The following is a 16,067-nucleotide window of genomic DNA, read 5'->3' on the forward strand; positions in this document are numbered from 1 at the left end:
CCCGGCCACTAGGAGCTGTTTAGAGTTCGGATCATGTGGTTGAGGTGAGGAGTCTTAACCACATGATCGAGCCTCGGAGATAGAGTCCAGCCTCGTAGCTTTCTGGGCCTTGTCGTAGCGGGTCGCCAGGCCACGCCAGGTCTTGATTTTCTGGAAGCAGCGTTCGACGGTGTTGCGCTGCCGGTAGCGCTCCGGATCGAAGGCGGCAGGCCGCCCACCGGCTGAGCCCTTCTTCTTCCGGTTGGCCTGCTGGTCACTCTTCTCCGGGATGACCGCGCCGATCCGGCGGCGGCGCAGATAGGCACGGTTGGCCTTGGAGGAATAGGCCTTGTCCGCGGCCACCGCAGCTGGGCGGGTCCGTGGCCGGCCCACCGGTCCGGCCACGCGGATCTTGTCCAGGACGGTGGTGAATCGCGGGCAGTCGGCGGCCTGCCCGGGCGTGAGCAAGAAGACCAGCGGCAGCCCGGCGGTATCGACCGCAGCATGGATTTTGCTGCTCAGCCCGCCTCGGGATCGGCCGAGCGCGGCAGCCTTCGCCCGCGCCTTGCGGCGTCGCCGGGTGGCGGCGCGCTCGTGCGGCGGCGACGCCCCGGCATCGGGTATGGCCTGCGGCGCATCACCCGCAGCACCGGCGGCTGCTCCGGCAGCGGAGCCCCCTTTTCCTCGGTCAGCGCCTGCTCCAGCGCATCCAGTGGGGACCTTCGCGGGTGACCGGCCATAAACCGCAGCCGACGACCCGCGACACCTCCGCAAACCTTGGTCGGACGTTGCGCGAAGCTTAGGAACCGGTCGGCGGCCACTTGACAAGGTTATCGAGGACCGGCGGTTGGTAGCCGGGGCCCTTTAATACCTTGCCGTCGGCTCGGCGGAGGACTCGGCCGTCGGCGTCAAGCTTGCTCATGTTGGACCGATGGACCTCGACGGAGACGGCCGGCAGGTCGATTCCCAGCGCGTCTGCGGCGCCGTAGAGGACGTCGGCCAGTTCCTTGAGTCGCAGGCTTGGCGGCAGTGGCAGAAGGAGTTGGTTGACGCCGGAAAGCACGACGAGGCGATGGAGATGGAGTATCGAGACATGCAGCAGCGGTTCCCCGGCAAGTACGATAACGAGATCGACATCCATCGTAATACTTACGGCGGAAGCCCCACCTGTCCGTAAGAAGGTAGTGCGGCGATGACTGAACGTACTCTCGCAATCCGGGTCGGCTCAGGATTGGATGATTTGCGCTTCGGCATGGACGAGGCGCAGGTGAGACCCGAACTGGCTGTCTACGGGAATGTGGAGAACGCGTCTGCTCCTGGAGGTGCGTTGAGCCTCCGAACGCAAGGTCTCGACGATTCGTTCTCGATATACGCCGTATTCAATGCCGAGGGTCTACTGTCCTCCCTTGAGGTATGGCGGCCAGACGACGTAAGTCTGATCGATGTCGATTTCCACGGGATTCCCATGTTCGCCACCCCTGCCGACAAAGTGCTGGCTCGGTTGGCGGAATTGGGACACCGGTTCGATCTCGAGGACCAATGGCATCCGCTCCTACCGGAAGCATCGATAGGGCTGGACCGCGAAGGCGGTGACGACTGCGATGATGACGGTCCGGCCCGCTATTTCCAATCAATATTCTTGGCACCGCACGGCTATTATTCAAGGCCGCTGGCGGCTGGATAGGACCGAAGCTCTGTGTTCGGGCCGTACTCTCCTTGTCGGAAAGGTGCCGAGTTGAAGAGCTCAGGTAAGGCCGGGCTTCGGGAGAATATCATCGCAAACGTTCATCGTCGGCAGTTCGAAAGAGCTTCCCATGCTTGTCCGGAGCGTCGTGCAAGCCTACGATGGCGACCTCGGATGTAGGATGAGGTGAGGCATTGAGGTTCATGTCAGAGGTGGAACAGGTATTGCGCCGCTCCGGCTGGTTCCCCGGCAGGCGGATCGACATCGAACCCTGGCAGGCGTCCATGCCCATGTTTGATTGGCATGATGCGGCGGAGAAATTCATCTGCGAGTTCGGCGGCCTGAGGGTGGATGTCAGAGGGCCCGGGATAACGGTTGCTCGCGAGCCGTTTGAAATCGACCCGGAGCTGGCGAGAGGAGAAGAAGGCAGGTTCTCGGAGCTGTCAGCGATGTTCTCCCGCAGGTTCTGCCCGGTCGGTGAGCTCGGCGGGGAATTCCTCCTTGGTATCGATGAGGAGGGGATAATGTATCTGCTCAGTGGTTGGGCCTTCCGCGTCGGCAGGATGGACGAAGGGCTGGAACGTCTGATCACTGGTGTGAAGGCAGTGAAGCTTGCGGCACCTCAATAAGAGCTCCAGGGGAACCGCAATTCCTGCGTCATTCGCCTGCCCTTCAAAAGAAGGCCGACGCCGCATGAGAGAGTGTGATGTCTGAGCAGTTCAGTGACGAAGGCGCTGCGGCGCGGAGGGCAGAGGGGTCTATCCGCCTTATCCGGCTGGAGACGGGGAGCAGTCGTCGGCGGATGTCTCGTATGTGGGCTGGTCCTGGACGTTCACTTCGCCATTACCTTCCTCTACGTCGCCCGGTGGAACCCGGTCTACGACCGCACACCGTGATCCTGGCGCGGTCGGCGGTCGATGCTGGTCCGTCCATGAGCGACCAAGGTGACGAGTGAGGCCTGGGGCACTTTAAGAGGCGGGATCGAGGTTGCCTTAACGTCCTGACGTCCACACACGAGGGACCACATCACAAGGGCTCTCATGCGCGCTCAGGCTTGGTCAGTGCGTCCGCCAGCTCCTCCATGCTGGTCACAATGAGATCGGCCCCTGCATCGCTTAGACGGTCGAGTTTTCCCGCCCGGTTGGCGAAGCCGACGGCGACCACACCGGCCAGCTTGGACGCCTCGACGTCGGTCACCGAGTCCCCGACGAGCAAGGCGGACGACGGCTCCGCATCGAGGTGGCTGAGGGCCTGTTCGAGCAGGTAAGGGCCTGGCTTCAGGAGTGAGGGGTCCGCCGCCGCTCGCGCCGAGACGTACTGCGCCAGGCCGCCAAGTCCCTCACGATCCAGAAAGGTCGTCACCGCGGCCACCGAGTTGTTGCTGACGATGGCCACGGGCAGGCCCTTGTCGTGCGCTCGTTCCATCAGATCCGCCGCGCCTGGAGTAAGGCGTGCCGTTCCGGCCGCCTTCACTTCCAGGTCCATGAGCGCCCTCAGGGCAAGCTGGTTCAGCTCATCGCCGAGGGAGGCGCTGAGCCGGAAGACCTCCAGAGGGTCATCGGTAGCGCGAGCCTGCGGCGCGCTGCCTGAACAGCGGCTCATCCTGTCCGTTGGCTACCCGGCAGGGGAGAGACCACGGTCGGTCGGTGTCCGGCAGCAGGAGCCGGATGGAGATGCGCTTTGGGGTCAGGCGGCCCGCCCGGATGTTGTCGCGCGGTGAGATCCGGACTGGTTGACCTATCGCAGGCTGATCTCACCGGGGTTGACCTGAGGAATCTCAATTTCAACGACGCCTGGTTTTGGAGGGCGAAGCTTCGATCGGCGAAGCTTCAAGGAGCCAGCTTCCAGGCATCGAGATTCTCGTTCGCAGACTTAAAGTACGCAGGACTCGCTGATGCGTCTCTGCAAGGTGCCTGGTTCTACGATGCGCAGCTACAGGAAGCCGTCCTCATGGAGGCAAAGCTTCAAGGAGCAGTATTGGAGCACGCCGACCTTCGCGGAGCGTACCTAGCGGAAGCCGATCTTCACGAGGCTGTCCTTAAGGGAGCGCAGCTGCAGGGCGCGGACTTCGTCTCCTTCCCCACCGGAGAGCGCGCTGAGCCGACCAAACGGCTGACTGTGGAGCAACTTGCAGAGGCCATGATCGACGACTCAACCCGGTTGCCGGAACAGCTCCATAAGGCTCTCCAGGGCGCGGCGCATCAGAGACCAGGAGCACACGCTGGTTCTACGAGCTTGGCCGACGGCACCCGCAACATGGTGGCCAAGCAGGCTGACGGCCTGCTCCAGGAGGCGAGCAAGGAGGGAGACAAGCCCTCCGAAGAGGCCAACTGAGACCGGACACGACAAAGGGGCCGACTTGGATGGGGTCGGCCCCTTCGCGTTTACTGCCTCAACCAGGCGCGGAGGATAGGGGATTTGAACCCCTGATAGGTTGCCCTATACACGCTTTCCAAGCGTGCGCCCTCGGCCACTAGGCGAATCCTCCGCCGAGTAGCTTACCGGACTCCCGTACGTGACAAGACCATGATTTACGTCCGGCGAGACCACGATTTGGCTGCAGCGAGCACTGCTGGATGTGGCTAGACTGTCCAAGGACCCCTCGCGCGGCGTCATCCTGTGAACCTCCCCAGGGCCGGAAGGCAGCAAGGATAAGCGGGCTCTGGCGGGTGTGCGGGGGGTCTCTTCGTTGAGAGCCCCCTCGCAGGCGGGATGGTCGCATGAGCCTTGCGCTTTATCGCAGGTACCGACCTGGGACCTTCGCCGAGGTCAAGGGTCAGGAGCACGTCACAGATCCGCTCCGACAGGCGCTGCGCACGGGCCGTATCAACCATGCCTACCTCTTCAGCGGGCCGCGCGGCTGCGGCAAGACCTCCAGCGCCCGCATCCTGGCGCGTTCGCTCAACTGTGAGAAGGGCCCCACCCCCGACCCGTGCGGCGTCTGCGAGTCGTGTGTCGCGCTCGCCCCCACCGGTCCGGGCCACCTCGACGTCATCGAGATCGACGCCGCCTCCCACGGTGGCGTGGACGACGCGCGTGACCTGCGCGAGCGGGCCTTCTTCGCGCCCGTCTCCGCGCGCTACAAGATCTACATCATCGACGAGGCGCACATGGTGACCCGCGAGGGTTTCAACGCGCTGCTCAAGCTCGTCGAGGAGCCTCCGCCGCACCTGAAGTTCATTTTCGCGACTACCGAGCCGGAAAAGGTCATCGGGACCATCAAGTCGCGGACCCACCACTATCCCTTCCGGCTGATGCCGCCGGCGACGCTGCGCGCGCTGCTCGAAGAGATTCTGGTCGCGGAGAATGTGCCGTTCGAGCCGACCGCCCTGCCGCTCGTCGTACGCGCGGGAGCCGGGTCCGCGCGTGACTCGCTGTCCATCCTCGACCAGCTGCTCGCCGGGGCCGAGGACGACGGCATCACCTACGCCAAGGCCGTCTCGCTGCTCGGCTACACCGATGGTGACCTGCTCGACGAGGTCGTCCAGGCGTTCGCCTCCCGTGACGGGGCGCAGGTCTTCCACGCCGTCAACCGGGTGATCGAGGGCGGCCACGATCCGCGCCGGTTCGCCTCCGACCTGCTCGAACGCTTCCGCGACCTGGTGATCCTGGCGAACGTCCCCGAGGCCGCCAGCAGCGGCCTGCTCGATCGTCCGGCCGACGAGCTGGAGCGCCTCGTCCAGCAGGCGAGCTCCATGGGGCCGGCCGAGCTCACGCGGGCCGCCGAGATCTTCAACGCCGGCCTCACCGAGATGCGCGGCGCGACCTCCCCGCGGCTCCTGCTTGAGTTGATGTGCGCTCGTGTTCTGCTGCCCGGCGCGTCGCAGGGCGAGGACGCCCTGCTCGCCCGCCTCGAACGCCTCGAACGCGGCGGCGCCGTCGCCCAGATGGCCGCCCGGGCCATGCCTGCCCAGGCCACGCCTGTCGGTGGTGGGCCGGTGCATGGTGGTGCTGCGTACGCGAGTGGTCCCGCACAGAGTGGTGGGCCCGCCCCTGCGGGTGGTGCTGGGTATGCCGGCGGTGTTCCGCAGGCTGGGGACGGCGGTCATGCTGGTGGGGGCGCGCCGGCCGACAGTTCGGCGGTGTCTGCCGGTGGCGTGTCCGCGAGCCCGGGGTCCCAGGGGGGCAGTGCCGATGACTGGCCGGAGCCGGCTCGCCCCGGGCGGCCCGCGCAGTCACCAGCCGGATCCCAGGCAGCGTCGACGCCCGGCGCCGGGTCCCACGGGCCGACGTCGCACGCAGCCGCGCCTCAGGGCCCGTCGGCCCAAGGCCAGGCGTCCCACGGGCAAGCGCCTCATGGGCAGGCGTCCCAGGGGCAAGGGGCGTCGTCCCATCAGGGTGCGGCTCCAGTTGGTGTTGGTGGTGCTGGGGCGGTCCAGCAGCAGTGGCCCGCCGTGTTGGCCGCGCTCAAGCGGCGCAGCATCGTCGTCTGGGCCAATGTGAGCACCAACGCCCAAGTGGTGGGCATCGAGGGCAACCTGGTCACGCTCGGCTTCGGTCAGGTCGGCGCGATGAAGAACTTCACGGGTGGCGGCAAGGACGCCGTGGTGGCCAGCGCGCTGGCCGATGTGCTCGGCGGCACCTGGCGGGTTGAGGCGGTCGTGGGCGGCTCCCCGGCCCCCCAGGGCTCTGGGGGCTCACGGCCGGGGCCTCAGTCCGGTCCGCACACGGGCTCCCACGCGGGTCCGCAGGCGGGCTCGCACACAGGACCGCACCAAGGCTCGCACCCGGCTCCGCAGACGGATCCGTCGCAGTCGGGCGTTTCCCGGTACGACCAGCCGGGGTCTGCGACAGTCCCGCAGAGCGGTGCTCAGTCGGGGCACAGCCGTGCTCATTCGCATGGCTCGTCGGACGACGACTCCGGTTCTCAGGAGGCGGGCCAACCACCCGGACCAGCCGACCACGCCTCCCAGAACGGTGGCCGCCCGACGACGGACGAGTCCTGGCCGGACGCACCTGACGATCCGGGTCCCGGCTCTCCACCCACCCCGGACCCCACCGACTCGACTACCGGTGTCCGGCCCCAGGGTTCGGGACAAGCCGTGAGCGTGGGCGCGGGCAATGGCTCGTCCGGGACGGGACTGGCCGCCGCGAGGTCGGCCGCGAAGGCAGCCGCTCAGGCGGGTCCCAGGGCCCCCGCCTCCAGGCAGCAGGCAAGCTCTGCCGCCTGGCCCGAAGCTGTCCCCAACCGCCGGAAGGGCCCGGAGGCCGACGAGGTCGACCCGCTGAACGACGCCGACGCGGACGTGGACGCGCGCTCCGGCATGGCCCTCCTCCAGAGCGAGCTCGGCGCCCAGGTGATCGGCGAACTCTGAGACCTCGCCTCGGGTATGCGGTGAACCGGCGGTCTCAGGCGCGTAGGCGAACTCGGGCGTCGGCGGTCTCAAGCGGGGTCGGGCGGCGGCGGCTTCAGGCGCGTAGGCGGGCTTGGGCGGCGGCGGCGCGGTGGTCAGTCGCGGGGAGGGTGGTCGCGAGGCGCTGCAGGATCTCGAAGTCCTCTCGTCCGCCGGAGGTCTGCGCGTACGCCCACAAATCATCGGGTGAGCCGCGCAGCAGCAGGCACGTACGTACCTGGACCTCGAACTCGTCGCGTTCGCGGCGGATCTCGGGCGACTCCGAGCGCGGCAGCAGGGGGCCGGCGTAGACGCGGGCCAGAGAGGCGGGGTCCGGGCTCGCCAGCAGGCCCCGGAGCTCCAGGAAGTCGGCCTCTATGGGTGAGGTCAGCCGGTACGGCCGGGCGCCGATCGTGTCGCCGAGCTCGGCGCGGAGGCGGTGGATCTCGACCCGGATCGTCACCGGATTGCCGTCGTCGCCGTACAGATGGAAAGAGAGCTGTTCGGCGCTGAGGCCGCCGGGGTGCAGGGCCAGGAGGGCGAGGATCTCGGCGTGCCGGAGGGAGAGTGGCAGGCGGTGCTCGCCCACCAGGGCCGTTGGCGAGCCTTCGCCGAGGAAGCCGCGCAGGCGGAGGTGAGTGGGGGCGGATGTGAGGGGTGCGGCGCGTAGGAGGTAGCCGTCGGAGAAGGGTTCGAGGAGGACGAAACGGCCGTCCCGGAGGATCATGCGCTCGCCGGGGGCGGGCAGCGGGAGCCGTTCGCCGAGTGTGCCCAGCGGGTCTCCGGAGAGTACGCGTCCGGTCGGGGAGAGCAGGATGCCCGGGTGGCCGCCCAGGGCCTCGTAGCGGCGGCGCAGGCGCTCGTCACGTTCGTGCATGCGCAGGGCGAGCTGGGTCTCGGCGAGCTTGGCCGTGGCGCAGACCAGCGCGACCGTGGCCGGGTGCGGGGAGCGCGCGGTGCCGCTGATGTCGACGCAGCCGAGCACTCGGTCGGTGTCGGGGTCGATGATCGGGGCGGCGCTGCGTGACTGTACGTGCAGCACGCGCATGAGAGGTCTGTCGGTGCAGGGCTCGGTTCGGTCGGGTTCGGTGGCGACGCGCAGGACGCCAGAGTTGCCGTCGCGCAGGACGCCAGGGCTGTCGTCGCGCAGGACGCCAGGGTTGCCGTCTCGCCACAGAACCCTGCCGTCGGCGTCCGTCACGACCATCATGTGGGCTGATTCGTCGGCTATGTGGGCGAGCGACTGGGCGAGTAAGGGGAGCAGTGACTGCAACGGGTGCACTTCGCGGAGGTCGTGGGCGTTCCCGATCTCGTGCGTGTTCTCCCGGTCGAGGCTCGTGTCCTGCGGGTCGGTGCGCAGCCCTGTGGTGACCATCCCGTACGGTCTCTCCGACGCCGCCTCCTCCGTAACCGCCGCCGCGCGCGCTCCGCGAGAGTGCGCTTCCGGATGTGTGTGACACATGGGCCACTCCAAGTAGTCAACCCCTTACGGTGAGCATCCGCTTCGCGGTTGGTGGCCGCAACCGGTTCGGGGGGATTGCAAGGGGTGATTGAACGATCGCAACGTGTGTGCAACGTTGCCGGGGCTAGCGTGCGGCAACGCGTCGGCGTGGTGCGGCCGCTCCGGCCGACGTGTTGGCCGGGTCTCGGACACTGGAGGGGGGCCGGGATCCGGCCAAGGCGAAACGTTGGGGATGCCGCAGTACATGACGACGCCCAAACACCGTAGGCTCGTGGCAGTCAAGAACGCGGAGCCACGAGGAGCGCACGACGGTGAACCCAGGGGATGTCAACCTGCAGCAGCTGCTGGAGCAGGCACAGCTCATGCAGCAGCAGCTTGTGAGCGCCCAGCAGGAGCTCAACGACGCGCAGATCGAGGGCTCGGCCGGTGGCGGCATGGTCACAGCCGTGGTCAACGGCTCGGGAGAGCTGCTCGAGCTGAAGATCAACCCGAGCGTCATAGACGCCGACGACCCGCAGGACACGGCCGACACGATCGCCGACCTGGTGATCGCCGCCGTACGCGACGCCGTTCGCGCGGCGGCCGACCTGCAGCAGGAGAAACTGGGCCCGCTGGCCCAGGGACTCGGCGGCGGCGGTCTCGGACAGTTGCCAGGGTTCTAGGCCATGTACGAGGGGGTCGTCCAGAACCTGATCGACGAGCTCGGCATGCTGCCCGGCGTCGGTCCCAAGAGCGCGCAGCGGATCGCGTTCCACCTGCTGGCGGCCGACCCGGCCGACGTGAAGCGGCTGGCCCACGCCCTGCTGGAGGTCAAGGAGAAGGTCAGGTTCTGCCGGGTCTGCGGCAACGTGGCCGCCGAGGAGGAGTGCCGTATCTGCCGCGACCAGCGGCGCGACACTCATGTGATCTGTGTGGTCGAGGAGTCCAAGGACGTCGTCGCGATCGAGAAGACGCGCGAGTTCCGCGGGACCTATCACGTGCTCGGCGGCGCGATCAGCCCGATCGACGGCGTCGGCCCTGACGATCTGCGCATCCGGGAGCTCATGACGCGCCTGGCCGATGGCCGGGTCACGGAGCTCATCCTCGCCACGGACCCCAATCTCGAGGGGGAGGCGACGGCTACCTACCTTGCCCGTCTGGTCAAGCCGATGGGTCTGAAAGTGACACGACTGGCCAGCGGTCTGCCTGTGGGCGGTGACCTCGAGTACGCCGACGAGGTGACCTTGGGCCGCGCGTTCGAAGGACGGAGGCTGCTGGATGTCTGACCAGTGGAGCGCGCTGGCGGAGGAGATCGCCGCTCACGCGCAGAACTATGTGGACGGCCTGACCAGGGTCGCCGGCGGCGAGGGCGGCGACGCCATCTGGTCGCTACTGCTGGTCGAAGTGGCGCAGGTAAGTCTCGCGGGCGCCAAGCTCGGCGCCAACGAGGATGTGATCCTCTCGGGCAACTACGAGCCGCCACTGAGTGAGGATCCCGACATCGACGGCGTACGCACCGCGATGTCGGAGTTGCTGGAGGCGGTCGACGACTATGCCGAGGTGTTCGACCCGTACAAAGACACGGGTGTCACCCCATACCGGCTCTCCGACGACCTGACGGCGGTCGCCGCCGACCTCATCCACGGGCTGCGGCATTTTCAGGCCGGACGGCCGCACGAGGCGCTGTGGTGGTGGCAATACTCCTATTTCAATACGTGGGGCAACCACGCGGGCGCGGCCATGCGGGCACTTCAGGCACTCGCCGCCCACTCACGGCTTGACGTGGCGGAGGAAACCACGGCGGTGTGATCATCCACATAGTGGTATGAACCATCAGGCGCATGAGAAGCCCCCAGTAGACTGGCAGCTCACAGTCCGAACCGGGAGACTCTCGTGGCGCTCGTTGTGCAAAAGTACGGTGGTTCGTCCGTCGCCGACGCGTCCTGCATCAAGCGGGTCGCGCAGCGGATCGTTGCGACGAAAAAAGCCGGCAACGACGTGGTCGTGATCGTCTCCGCGATGGGTGACACGACGGACGAGCTGCTCGACCTGGCCGAGCAGGTGTCGCCGCTGCCTCCGGGCCGCGAGCTCGACATGCTGCTGACCTCCGGCGAGCGCATCTCGATGGCCCTGCTGGCGATGGCGATCGCCAACCTGGGGCACGAGGCCCGCTCGTTCACCGGCTCGCAGGCGGGTGTGATCACCGACTCCACGCACGGCAAGGCGCGCATCATCGACGTGACGCCGAGCCGCATCCGCGAGGCGCTCGACCGGGGCCACATCGCGATCGTGGCCGGGTTCCAGGGCGTCTCGCAGGACACCAAGGACATCACCACGCTGGGCCGCGGCGGCTCCGACACGACCGCCGTGGCGCTGGCCGCCGCGCTGAGCGCGGATGTCTGCGAGATCTACACCGACGTCGACGGCATCTTCACCGCCGACCCCCGCATCGTGGGCGCGGCACAGCAGATCCCCAAGATCTCCTATGACGAGATGATGGAGATGGCTGCCTGCGGTGCGAAGATCCTGCACCTGCGCTGTGTCGAGTACGCTCGGCGCTTCCATGTGCCGATCCACGTACGCAGTTCGTTCAGCACCAAAGAAGGCACCTGGGTCGTTTCTGATCCTTATAGCGAAGGAACCGAGATGGAGCAGCCGATCATCTCCGGCGTCGCACACGACCGGAGCGAGGCCAAGATCACCGTTGTCGGGGTTCCCGACAAGGTCGGCGAGGCTGCCGCGATCTTCAAAACTCTGGCGGACGCCGGGATCAACATTGACATGATCGTGCAGAACGTCTCGGCCGCGGCCACGGGCCGCACCGACATCTCCTTCACGCTGCCCACGACCGACAGCTCGACGGCGCTGACGGCGTTGAAGAAGATCCAGGGTGACATCGCCTACGAGTCGCTGCTCTTCGACGACCAGATCGGGAAGGTGTCGCTGATCGGGGCGGGCATGCGCTCGCATCCGGGCGTCACGGCGACGTTCTTCGCGGCTCTCGCCGACGCGGGGGTCAACATCGAGATGATCTCCACCTCGGAGATCCGCATCTCGGTGATCGTCGGGCAGGACGGTGTGGACACGGCCGTGGCGGCCGCGCACCGGGCCTTCGATCTCGACGCGGACCAGGTCTCAGCAGTGGTGTACGGAGGTTCAGGACGATGAGCAGGCCCAATCTGGCGTTGATCGGCGCGACCGGGGCTGTGGGCACCGTCATGCGCGACCTCGTCTCCACCCGTGCCGACATCTGGGGCGAGGTACGCCTCGTCGCCTCGGCGCGTTCGGCCGGCAAGCTGCTCAGGGTGCGCGGCGAGGACGTCGTCGTGCAGGCCCTGGCGCCCGAGGTGTTCGACGGCATCGACATTGCCATCTTCGACGTGCCCGACGAAGTGTCGGCCGTGTGGGTGCCGATCGCGGCCGAGCGTGGCGCCATCGCGATCGACAAGTCCGGCACGTTCCGCATGGAGCCCGACGTCCCGCTGGTCGTGCCGGAGGTCAACCCGCTCGACGCCCGGCTGCGGCCGCGCAACATCATCTCGACCCCCAACTGCACCACGCTGTCGATGATGGCGGCCATGGGCGCGCTGCACGCCGAATACGTGCTCAAGGAGCTCGTCGTCGCCTCCTACCAGGCGGTTTCCGGCGCGGGCGTGGCCGGTTCCGCGCGGCTGTACGACGAGGTCGAGGCGCTCGCCGGTGACCGGTCGATCGGCCAGGTGGCGGGCGACGTACGCAAGGTGCTGGGCAACAAGCTGCCCGAGGAGTCGCCGTTCCCGGCGCCGATCGCGTTCAACGTGGTGCCGTGGGCGGGCTCGTACAAGGAGGGTGGCTGGGCCTCCGAGGAGCTCAAGCTGCGCAACGAGTCGCGCAAGATCCTCGGCATCCCCGACCTGAAGGTCTCCGCGACCTGCGTCCGGGTGCCGGTGATCACCACGCATTCGCTGGCGGTGCACGCGCGGTTCGAGCGTGACATCACGGTGGCGGACGCGCACCGGGTGCTTGAGGCGGCGCCGACGGTGGTGCTGATGGACGACCCGGCCAACGGGGTCTACCCGACGCCGATCGACGTCGTGGGCACCGATCCGACCTATGTCGGGCGGATCCGGCAGGCGGTGGACTTCCCCAACACGCTGGATCTGTTCGTGTGCGGTGACAACCTGCGCAAGGGAGCGGCGCTCAACGCCGCTGAGATCGCCGAGCTGGTGGCGAGCGAGCTGTAGTCGGCCCTCCAGATGTCTCAGTAGGCGGCGCGTCGTGCGGGTTCGCACGGCGCGCCGCCGTCTGGGTCGTCGGCCCTGTCATCTGGGCGTGTCACCAGGCCGTGTCACCAGGCCGTGTCACCGGAACAGGATGTCCCAGTGGTCCACCTCGTCGGCGAAGACCGTGCCCGAGGGTGATCGGTAGAGGGCGGCCCCGTCACCCCGAGTGCCGGACTTCTCATGATTTTTGGTGATGTATCGGTCGATACATGGGTTGTGGGTGATGTCCAGCTTGTAGCCGTTTCCGTGGCTGTACGGGCCCGGGGCGTGGCCTGCTTCGGTGCCGCCGGTGACCATGACGGGGCAGCCGCTCTGGCGTTTGATGCCGATCACCCGCGAGATGGTCGAGGTGCGGATGTCCTCCAGGGACGTGCAGCGGTACACCTGCTTGTTCGTGCAGTGGCCCGACGAATGCGTACGCAGGCCCTCATCACGCAGCCAGTCGGCGGCCAGCGCGTGGGACATGCGCACGGTCGCGTACCTGGGTTTGACGCGGGCCAGGTCCACGTCGGCCTTCTGGGACTTGCCGGCCTTCTGGAGTTTGGCGGCGTTCCGTGTGGTGGCGTCGCCCGGCTTCCGCGGGGTGGCGGTGCCGGGTTTTCGCATGGTGTCGGCCTCGAGCTTCCGCATGGTCACGGCGGCCGGGTGAGGCACGGACGACAGAGGGCGCGCCGCGATAGTGGACACCTCGGCCGGTGAGACCGGCGCGTCGGCTCGCAGAGCGACTGGTACGGCGTCCTGTGACATCGTCGGCGGGTTGGCCACGTCCCGGTCGCGTACGGCCCTTTCCAGGCCGTTTACGGGCGTCTCTGGCCCGCTCGCGTCCCTCTCCGGGTCCCGCACGAGCACATCCCCGTCCCCCATGAGCACATCCCGGTCCCGCACAAGCGCATCCCTGTCCCGTACGACCGCGTCCGGGCGACGTATGACCGCGTCCGAGCGATGTATGACCACGTCCGGACGACGTATGACCACGTCCGGACGACGTACGACCGCCGCCACCGTCTCCACGCCGCCGGTCGCCGTTCCCGGGTCCCGCAGGAGCGCGGCCGGGCCGCTCTCGTTCGCGAGCGGGCCGAAGGTGATCGGTTCTGGGACCGATGACTCCGGCGCGCCCGCGAACGTGTCAGGATCGCGCCCGATCGACTTCTGGCCGTGGGCGGAGAGGCCCCCGCGGTTCAAGGCGGCCTCCCGGCCGAAGTCGGCCGGATCCACCGAAGGGTGCCAGCGGCGCGCCTCGATCGTCCCCCCGATGTGGTAGGACCGAGTGATCGGTGATGGTGTCTGCCGCGGCGCCCTGCCGGGTGCTTGGGAAGCGGCGGAAGCGGCCGACGCCAGCGCGATTATGGAGATCTCAATGTTGAGGAATACGACCGCTACCAGCCGTACTGTTCCACGTATCCACATGTCGATGCCTTTTCGCGGAATAGCCCTTCCGCCAGAAACATCAATCCCATCCTTCGCAGGAGCTAACCCCTATCTCACCGGGATTTTTGCCCTGTGGTGGCGATCACCGTGATCTTTCCTGACCTAACGCACCACTACCACGTAAAGTGACGAACGTGTCCGAAGCCCGAAATCGAGGACCGGAGAGCACCCGGGAAGTCATTGTCGAGACGGCTTTGCGGCTGTTCCGGGAACGCGGCTTCGATGCGACGACGATGCGGGCCATCGCGGCCGAGGCCGGTGTATCCGTCGGTAACGCCTACTACTACTTCGAAAGCAAGGAGGCGTTGATCCAGGCGTACTACGACCGCGCCCAGGCCGAGCATGAGGCGGCCTGCCGTGAGCTGCTGGCCACGGAGTCGTCGTTCGCCGCCCGGCTGAGCGGGGTGCTGCGCGAGTGGGTACGGGTCTCGGAGCCCTATCACGAGTTCGCGGTGAAGTTCTTCAAGCATGCCGCCGAGCCCACGAACCCGCTGAGCCCGTTCAGCGCCCAGTCCTCGCCGGCCCGTGAGGCGTCGATCGACATCTACCGGCAGGTGGTCGAGGGAGCGCGCGACCGCATGAACTCCGAGCTGCGCGAAGAGCTGCCGGAGCTGCTGTGGCTGCTGTCGATGGGCATGGTGCTGTTCTGGGTGCACGACACCTCGCCAGGTTGCGACCGTACGCATCGCCTGATCGACGTGACGGTCCCGCTGGTGGACCGGCTCGTCGGCCTGTCGCACCTGCCGGGGCTGCGGGGGATCACGAAGGACTTCATCGCGGCGGTCCACGAGCTGCGCGCCTGACCCGACAAAACGCCCGGCAAGACGACGCCCGGCAAGGCGACGCCCGGCAAGACGGCTGAGTGCGGGGCGGGTCAGAGGGGTCAGGGCGGCGACTACATACCGGTCGGTTGGTATGGTCGGCCTACCTGGCATTGACGCCCGATCCCCCGCGAGGGGCAAGCTGGAGGCCGCGATGACTCAGAACTGGGGCATGACGATCCCGTTCACCGACCGTTCACTGGCGGACTCGCAGGAGCTGATCGCAGAGCTGCCCGCCCTCGGCTACACCGACGCGTGGTCGGCCGAGGTCAACGGTGTCGACGGGTTCGTGCCGCTGGCCATGGCCGCGCAGTGGGCGCCGGGGATCCGGCTCGGCAGCGCGATCGTGCCGGTGTTCACGCGCGGTCCGGCGCTGCTCGCGATGCAGGCCGCCACGCTGGCCGACCTGGCGCCCGGCCGGTTCCTGCTCGGCATCGGCTCCTCCTCCCCGGCGATCGTGGAGCGCTGGAACGCGGTCGAGTTCACCAAGCCGTACGCGCGGACCCGCGACACCCTGCGCTTCCTCAAAGAGGCGCTGACGGGGGAGAAGGTGTCGCAGCGGTACGAGACGTTCGAGATCAAGGGGTTCAAGCTGGACCGGGCGCCGAAGATCCCGCCGAAGGTCGTGCTGGCGGCGCTGCGGCCCCGGATGCTGCGTCTGGCCGCCGAGGAGGCGGACGGCGCGATCACCAACTGGCTCTCGCCCGAGGACGTACGGAAGGTGCGCGCCGAGATCGGTGACACCGAGCTCATCGCCCGCCTGTTCGTCTGCGTGAGCGAGGACACCGACAAGGTACGCGCGCTGGCCCGCTGGATGCTGGCCGCCTACCTCACCGTGCCGGCCTATGCCGCCTTCCACGACTGGCTCGGCCGGGGCGAGGTGCTGCGGCCGATGCACGAGGCGTGGGCGGCCGGCGACCGGCAGGCCGCGCTCAAGGCGATCCCGGACGAGGTGGTCGACGCGCTGGTCGTGCACGGCGACGCCGCGACCTGCCGGGCCAGGATCCAGGAGTACGTCGACAACGGCCTCGACACCCCTGTCCTCGCGCCCATCCCGGGTGGCGAGGTGACGATCACGCAGGCCGTCCGCGACCTGGCCCCCACGACCTGACCGGGAGG

The 16,067-nt window shown here is 67.6% G+C and carries 15 protein-coding genes, 1 tRNA gene, 1 other RNA gene and 1 pseudogene; 12 read left to right on the plus strand and 6 right to left on the minus strand.

Annotated elements, in window-relative coordinates; translation table 11 throughout:
• Window positions 1-31: 31 nt before the first annotated feature.
• Window positions 32-573: pseudogene (locus ACGFJ2_RS31220) on the minus strand (IS5 family transposase); the annotation flags it as partial.
• Between the two features lie 205 nt (window positions 574-778).
• Window positions 779-1,120: a hypothetical protein gene (locus ACGFJ2_RS31225; protein ID WP_393474323.1), complete on the minus strand. Its 342-nt coding sequence runs from the start codon at window positions 1,118-1,120 to the stop codon at window positions 779-781.
• Window positions 1,121-1,171: 51 nt separating this feature from the next.
• On the opposite strand from ACGFJ2_RS31225, the gene ACGFJ2_RS31230 reads away from it, so the two are divergent.
• Window positions 1,172-1,663, plus strand: coding sequence for a hypothetical protein (locus ACGFJ2_RS31230; RefSeq protein ID WP_393474326.1), 492 nt, complete (start codon window positions 1,172-1,174; stop codon window positions 1,661-1,663).
• Window positions 1,664-1,866: 203 nt separating this feature from the next.
• Complete coding sequence (locus ACGFJ2_RS31235) at window positions 1,867-2,292, plus strand: SUKH-3 domain-containing protein (RefSeq protein ID WP_393474329.1); 426 nt, start codon at window positions 1,867-1,869, stop codon at window positions 2,290-2,292.
• Between the two features lie 409 nt (window positions 2,293-2,701).
• On the opposite strand, the gene ACGFJ2_RS31240 is transcribed toward ACGFJ2_RS31235, so the two are convergent.
• Entirely contained in the window at window positions 2,702-3,148 is a 447-nt protein-coding gene (locus ACGFJ2_RS31240; RefSeq protein ID WP_393474332.1) for an HAD family hydrolase, read from the minus strand.
• Window positions 3,149-3,379: 231 nt separating this feature from the next.
• Here ACGFJ2_RS31240 and ACGFJ2_RS31245 point away from each other — a divergent pair, with 231 nt between their 5' ends.
• Window positions 3,380-3,997, plus strand: a complete 618-nt coding sequence (locus ACGFJ2_RS31245) for a pentapeptide repeat-containing protein (protein ID WP_393474335.1) — start codon at window positions 3,380-3,382, stop codon at window positions 3,995-3,997.
• Window positions 3,998-4,066: 69 nt separating this feature from the next.
• Here the strand turns inward: ACGFJ2_RS31245 and ACGFJ2_RS31250 are convergent.
• A tRNA-Ser gene (locus ACGFJ2_RS31250) sits at window positions 4,067-4,151 on the minus strand.
• Window positions 4,152-4,256: 105 nt separating this feature from the next.
• Here ACGFJ2_RS31250 and ffs point away from each other — a divergent pair.
• Window positions 4,257-4,352: signal recognition particle sRNA small type (gene ffs, locus ACGFJ2_RS31255), an RNA gene on the plus strand.
• 31 nt (window positions 4,353-4,383) lie between these two features.
• On the plus strand, window positions 4,384-6,978 hold the full coding sequence (locus ACGFJ2_RS31260) for a DNA polymerase III subunit gamma and tau (RefSeq protein WP_393474338.1): 2,595 nt from the start codon (window positions 4,384-4,386) through the stop codon (window positions 6,976-6,978).
• 94 nt (window positions 6,979-7,072) lie between these two features.
• Here the strand turns inward: ACGFJ2_RS31260 and ACGFJ2_RS31265 are convergent, their stop codons facing one another.
• Window positions 7,073-8,371 (minus strand): transcriptional regulator, encoded by a 1,299-nt coding sequence (locus ACGFJ2_RS31265; RefSeq protein ID WP_393474341.1) that lies wholly within the window; start codon window positions 8,369-8,371, stop codon window positions 7,073-7,075.
• A 398-nt stretch (window positions 8,372-8,769) separates the two neighbouring features.
• Between ACGFJ2_RS31265 and ACGFJ2_RS31270 the strand changes: the two genes are divergently transcribed.
• The 5 genes from ACGFJ2_RS31270 (at window position 8,770) to ACGFJ2_RS31290 (ending at window position 12,660) form a co-directional block, all read left to right on the plus strand.
• Complete coding sequence (locus ACGFJ2_RS31270; RefSeq protein ID WP_225302239.1) at window positions 8,770-9,120, plus strand: YbaB/EbfC family nucleoid-associated protein; 351 nt, start codon at window positions 8,770-8,772, stop codon at window positions 9,118-9,120.
• A 3-nt stretch (window positions 9,121-9,123) separates the two neighbouring features.
• On the plus strand, window positions 9,124-9,723 hold the full coding sequence (recR, locus tag ACGFJ2_RS31275; protein ID WP_225302238.1) for a recombination mediator RecR: 600 nt from the start codon (window positions 9,124-9,126) through the stop codon (window positions 9,721-9,723).
• Window positions 9,716-10,246, plus strand: a complete 531-nt coding sequence (locus ACGFJ2_RS31280; RefSeq protein ID WP_357937869.1) for a DUF5063 domain-containing protein — start codon at window positions 9,716-9,718, stop codon at window positions 10,244-10,246. Before recR ends, ACGFJ2_RS31280 begins: the two co-directional genes overlap by 8 nt.
• Window positions 10,247-10,330: 84 nt before the next feature.
• Complete coding sequence (locus ACGFJ2_RS31285) at window positions 10,331-11,605, plus strand: aspartate kinase (RefSeq protein WP_357937866.1); 1,275 nt, start codon at window positions 10,331-10,333, stop codon at window positions 11,603-11,605.
• Window positions 11,602-12,660 (plus strand): aspartate-semialdehyde dehydrogenase, encoded by a 1,059-nt coding sequence (locus ACGFJ2_RS31290; protein WP_357937863.1) that lies wholly within the window; start codon window positions 11,602-11,604, stop codon window positions 12,658-12,660. The genes ACGFJ2_RS31285 and ACGFJ2_RS31290 overlap by 4 nt, the downstream gene beginning before the upstream one ends.
• Before the next feature lie 117 nt (window positions 12,661-12,777).
• Here ACGFJ2_RS31290 and ACGFJ2_RS31295 read toward each other — a convergent pair whose 3' ends face one another.
• On the minus strand, window positions 12,778-13,881 hold the full coding sequence (locus ACGFJ2_RS31295; RefSeq protein WP_393474348.1) for a hypothetical protein: 1,104 nt from the start codon (window positions 13,879-13,881) through the stop codon (window positions 12,778-12,780).
• A 380-nt stretch (window positions 13,882-14,261) separates the two neighbouring features.
• On the opposite strand from ACGFJ2_RS31295, the gene ACGFJ2_RS31300 reads away from it, so the two are divergent.
• The gene (locus tag ACGFJ2_RS31300) at window positions 14,262-14,930 is read left to right on the plus strand and encodes a TetR family transcriptional regulator (RefSeq protein ID WP_357937857.1); all 669 of its coding nucleotides are present in this window, start codon (window positions 14,262-14,264) and stop codon (window positions 14,928-14,930) included.
• Between the two features lie 172 nt (window positions 14,931-15,102).
• On the plus strand, window positions 15,103-16,059 hold the full coding sequence (locus ACGFJ2_RS31305; protein WP_393474351.1) for an LLM class F420-dependent oxidoreductase: 957 nt from the start codon (window positions 15,103-15,105) through the stop codon (window positions 16,057-16,059).
• Window positions 16,060-16,067: the final 8 nt, after the last annotated feature.

Origin of the sequence: Nonomuraea sp. NPDC049028 (genome assembly GCF_043197735.1) — a bacterium.
GTDB lineage: Bacteria > Actinomycetota > Actinomycetes > Streptosporangiales > Streptosporangiaceae > Nonomuraea.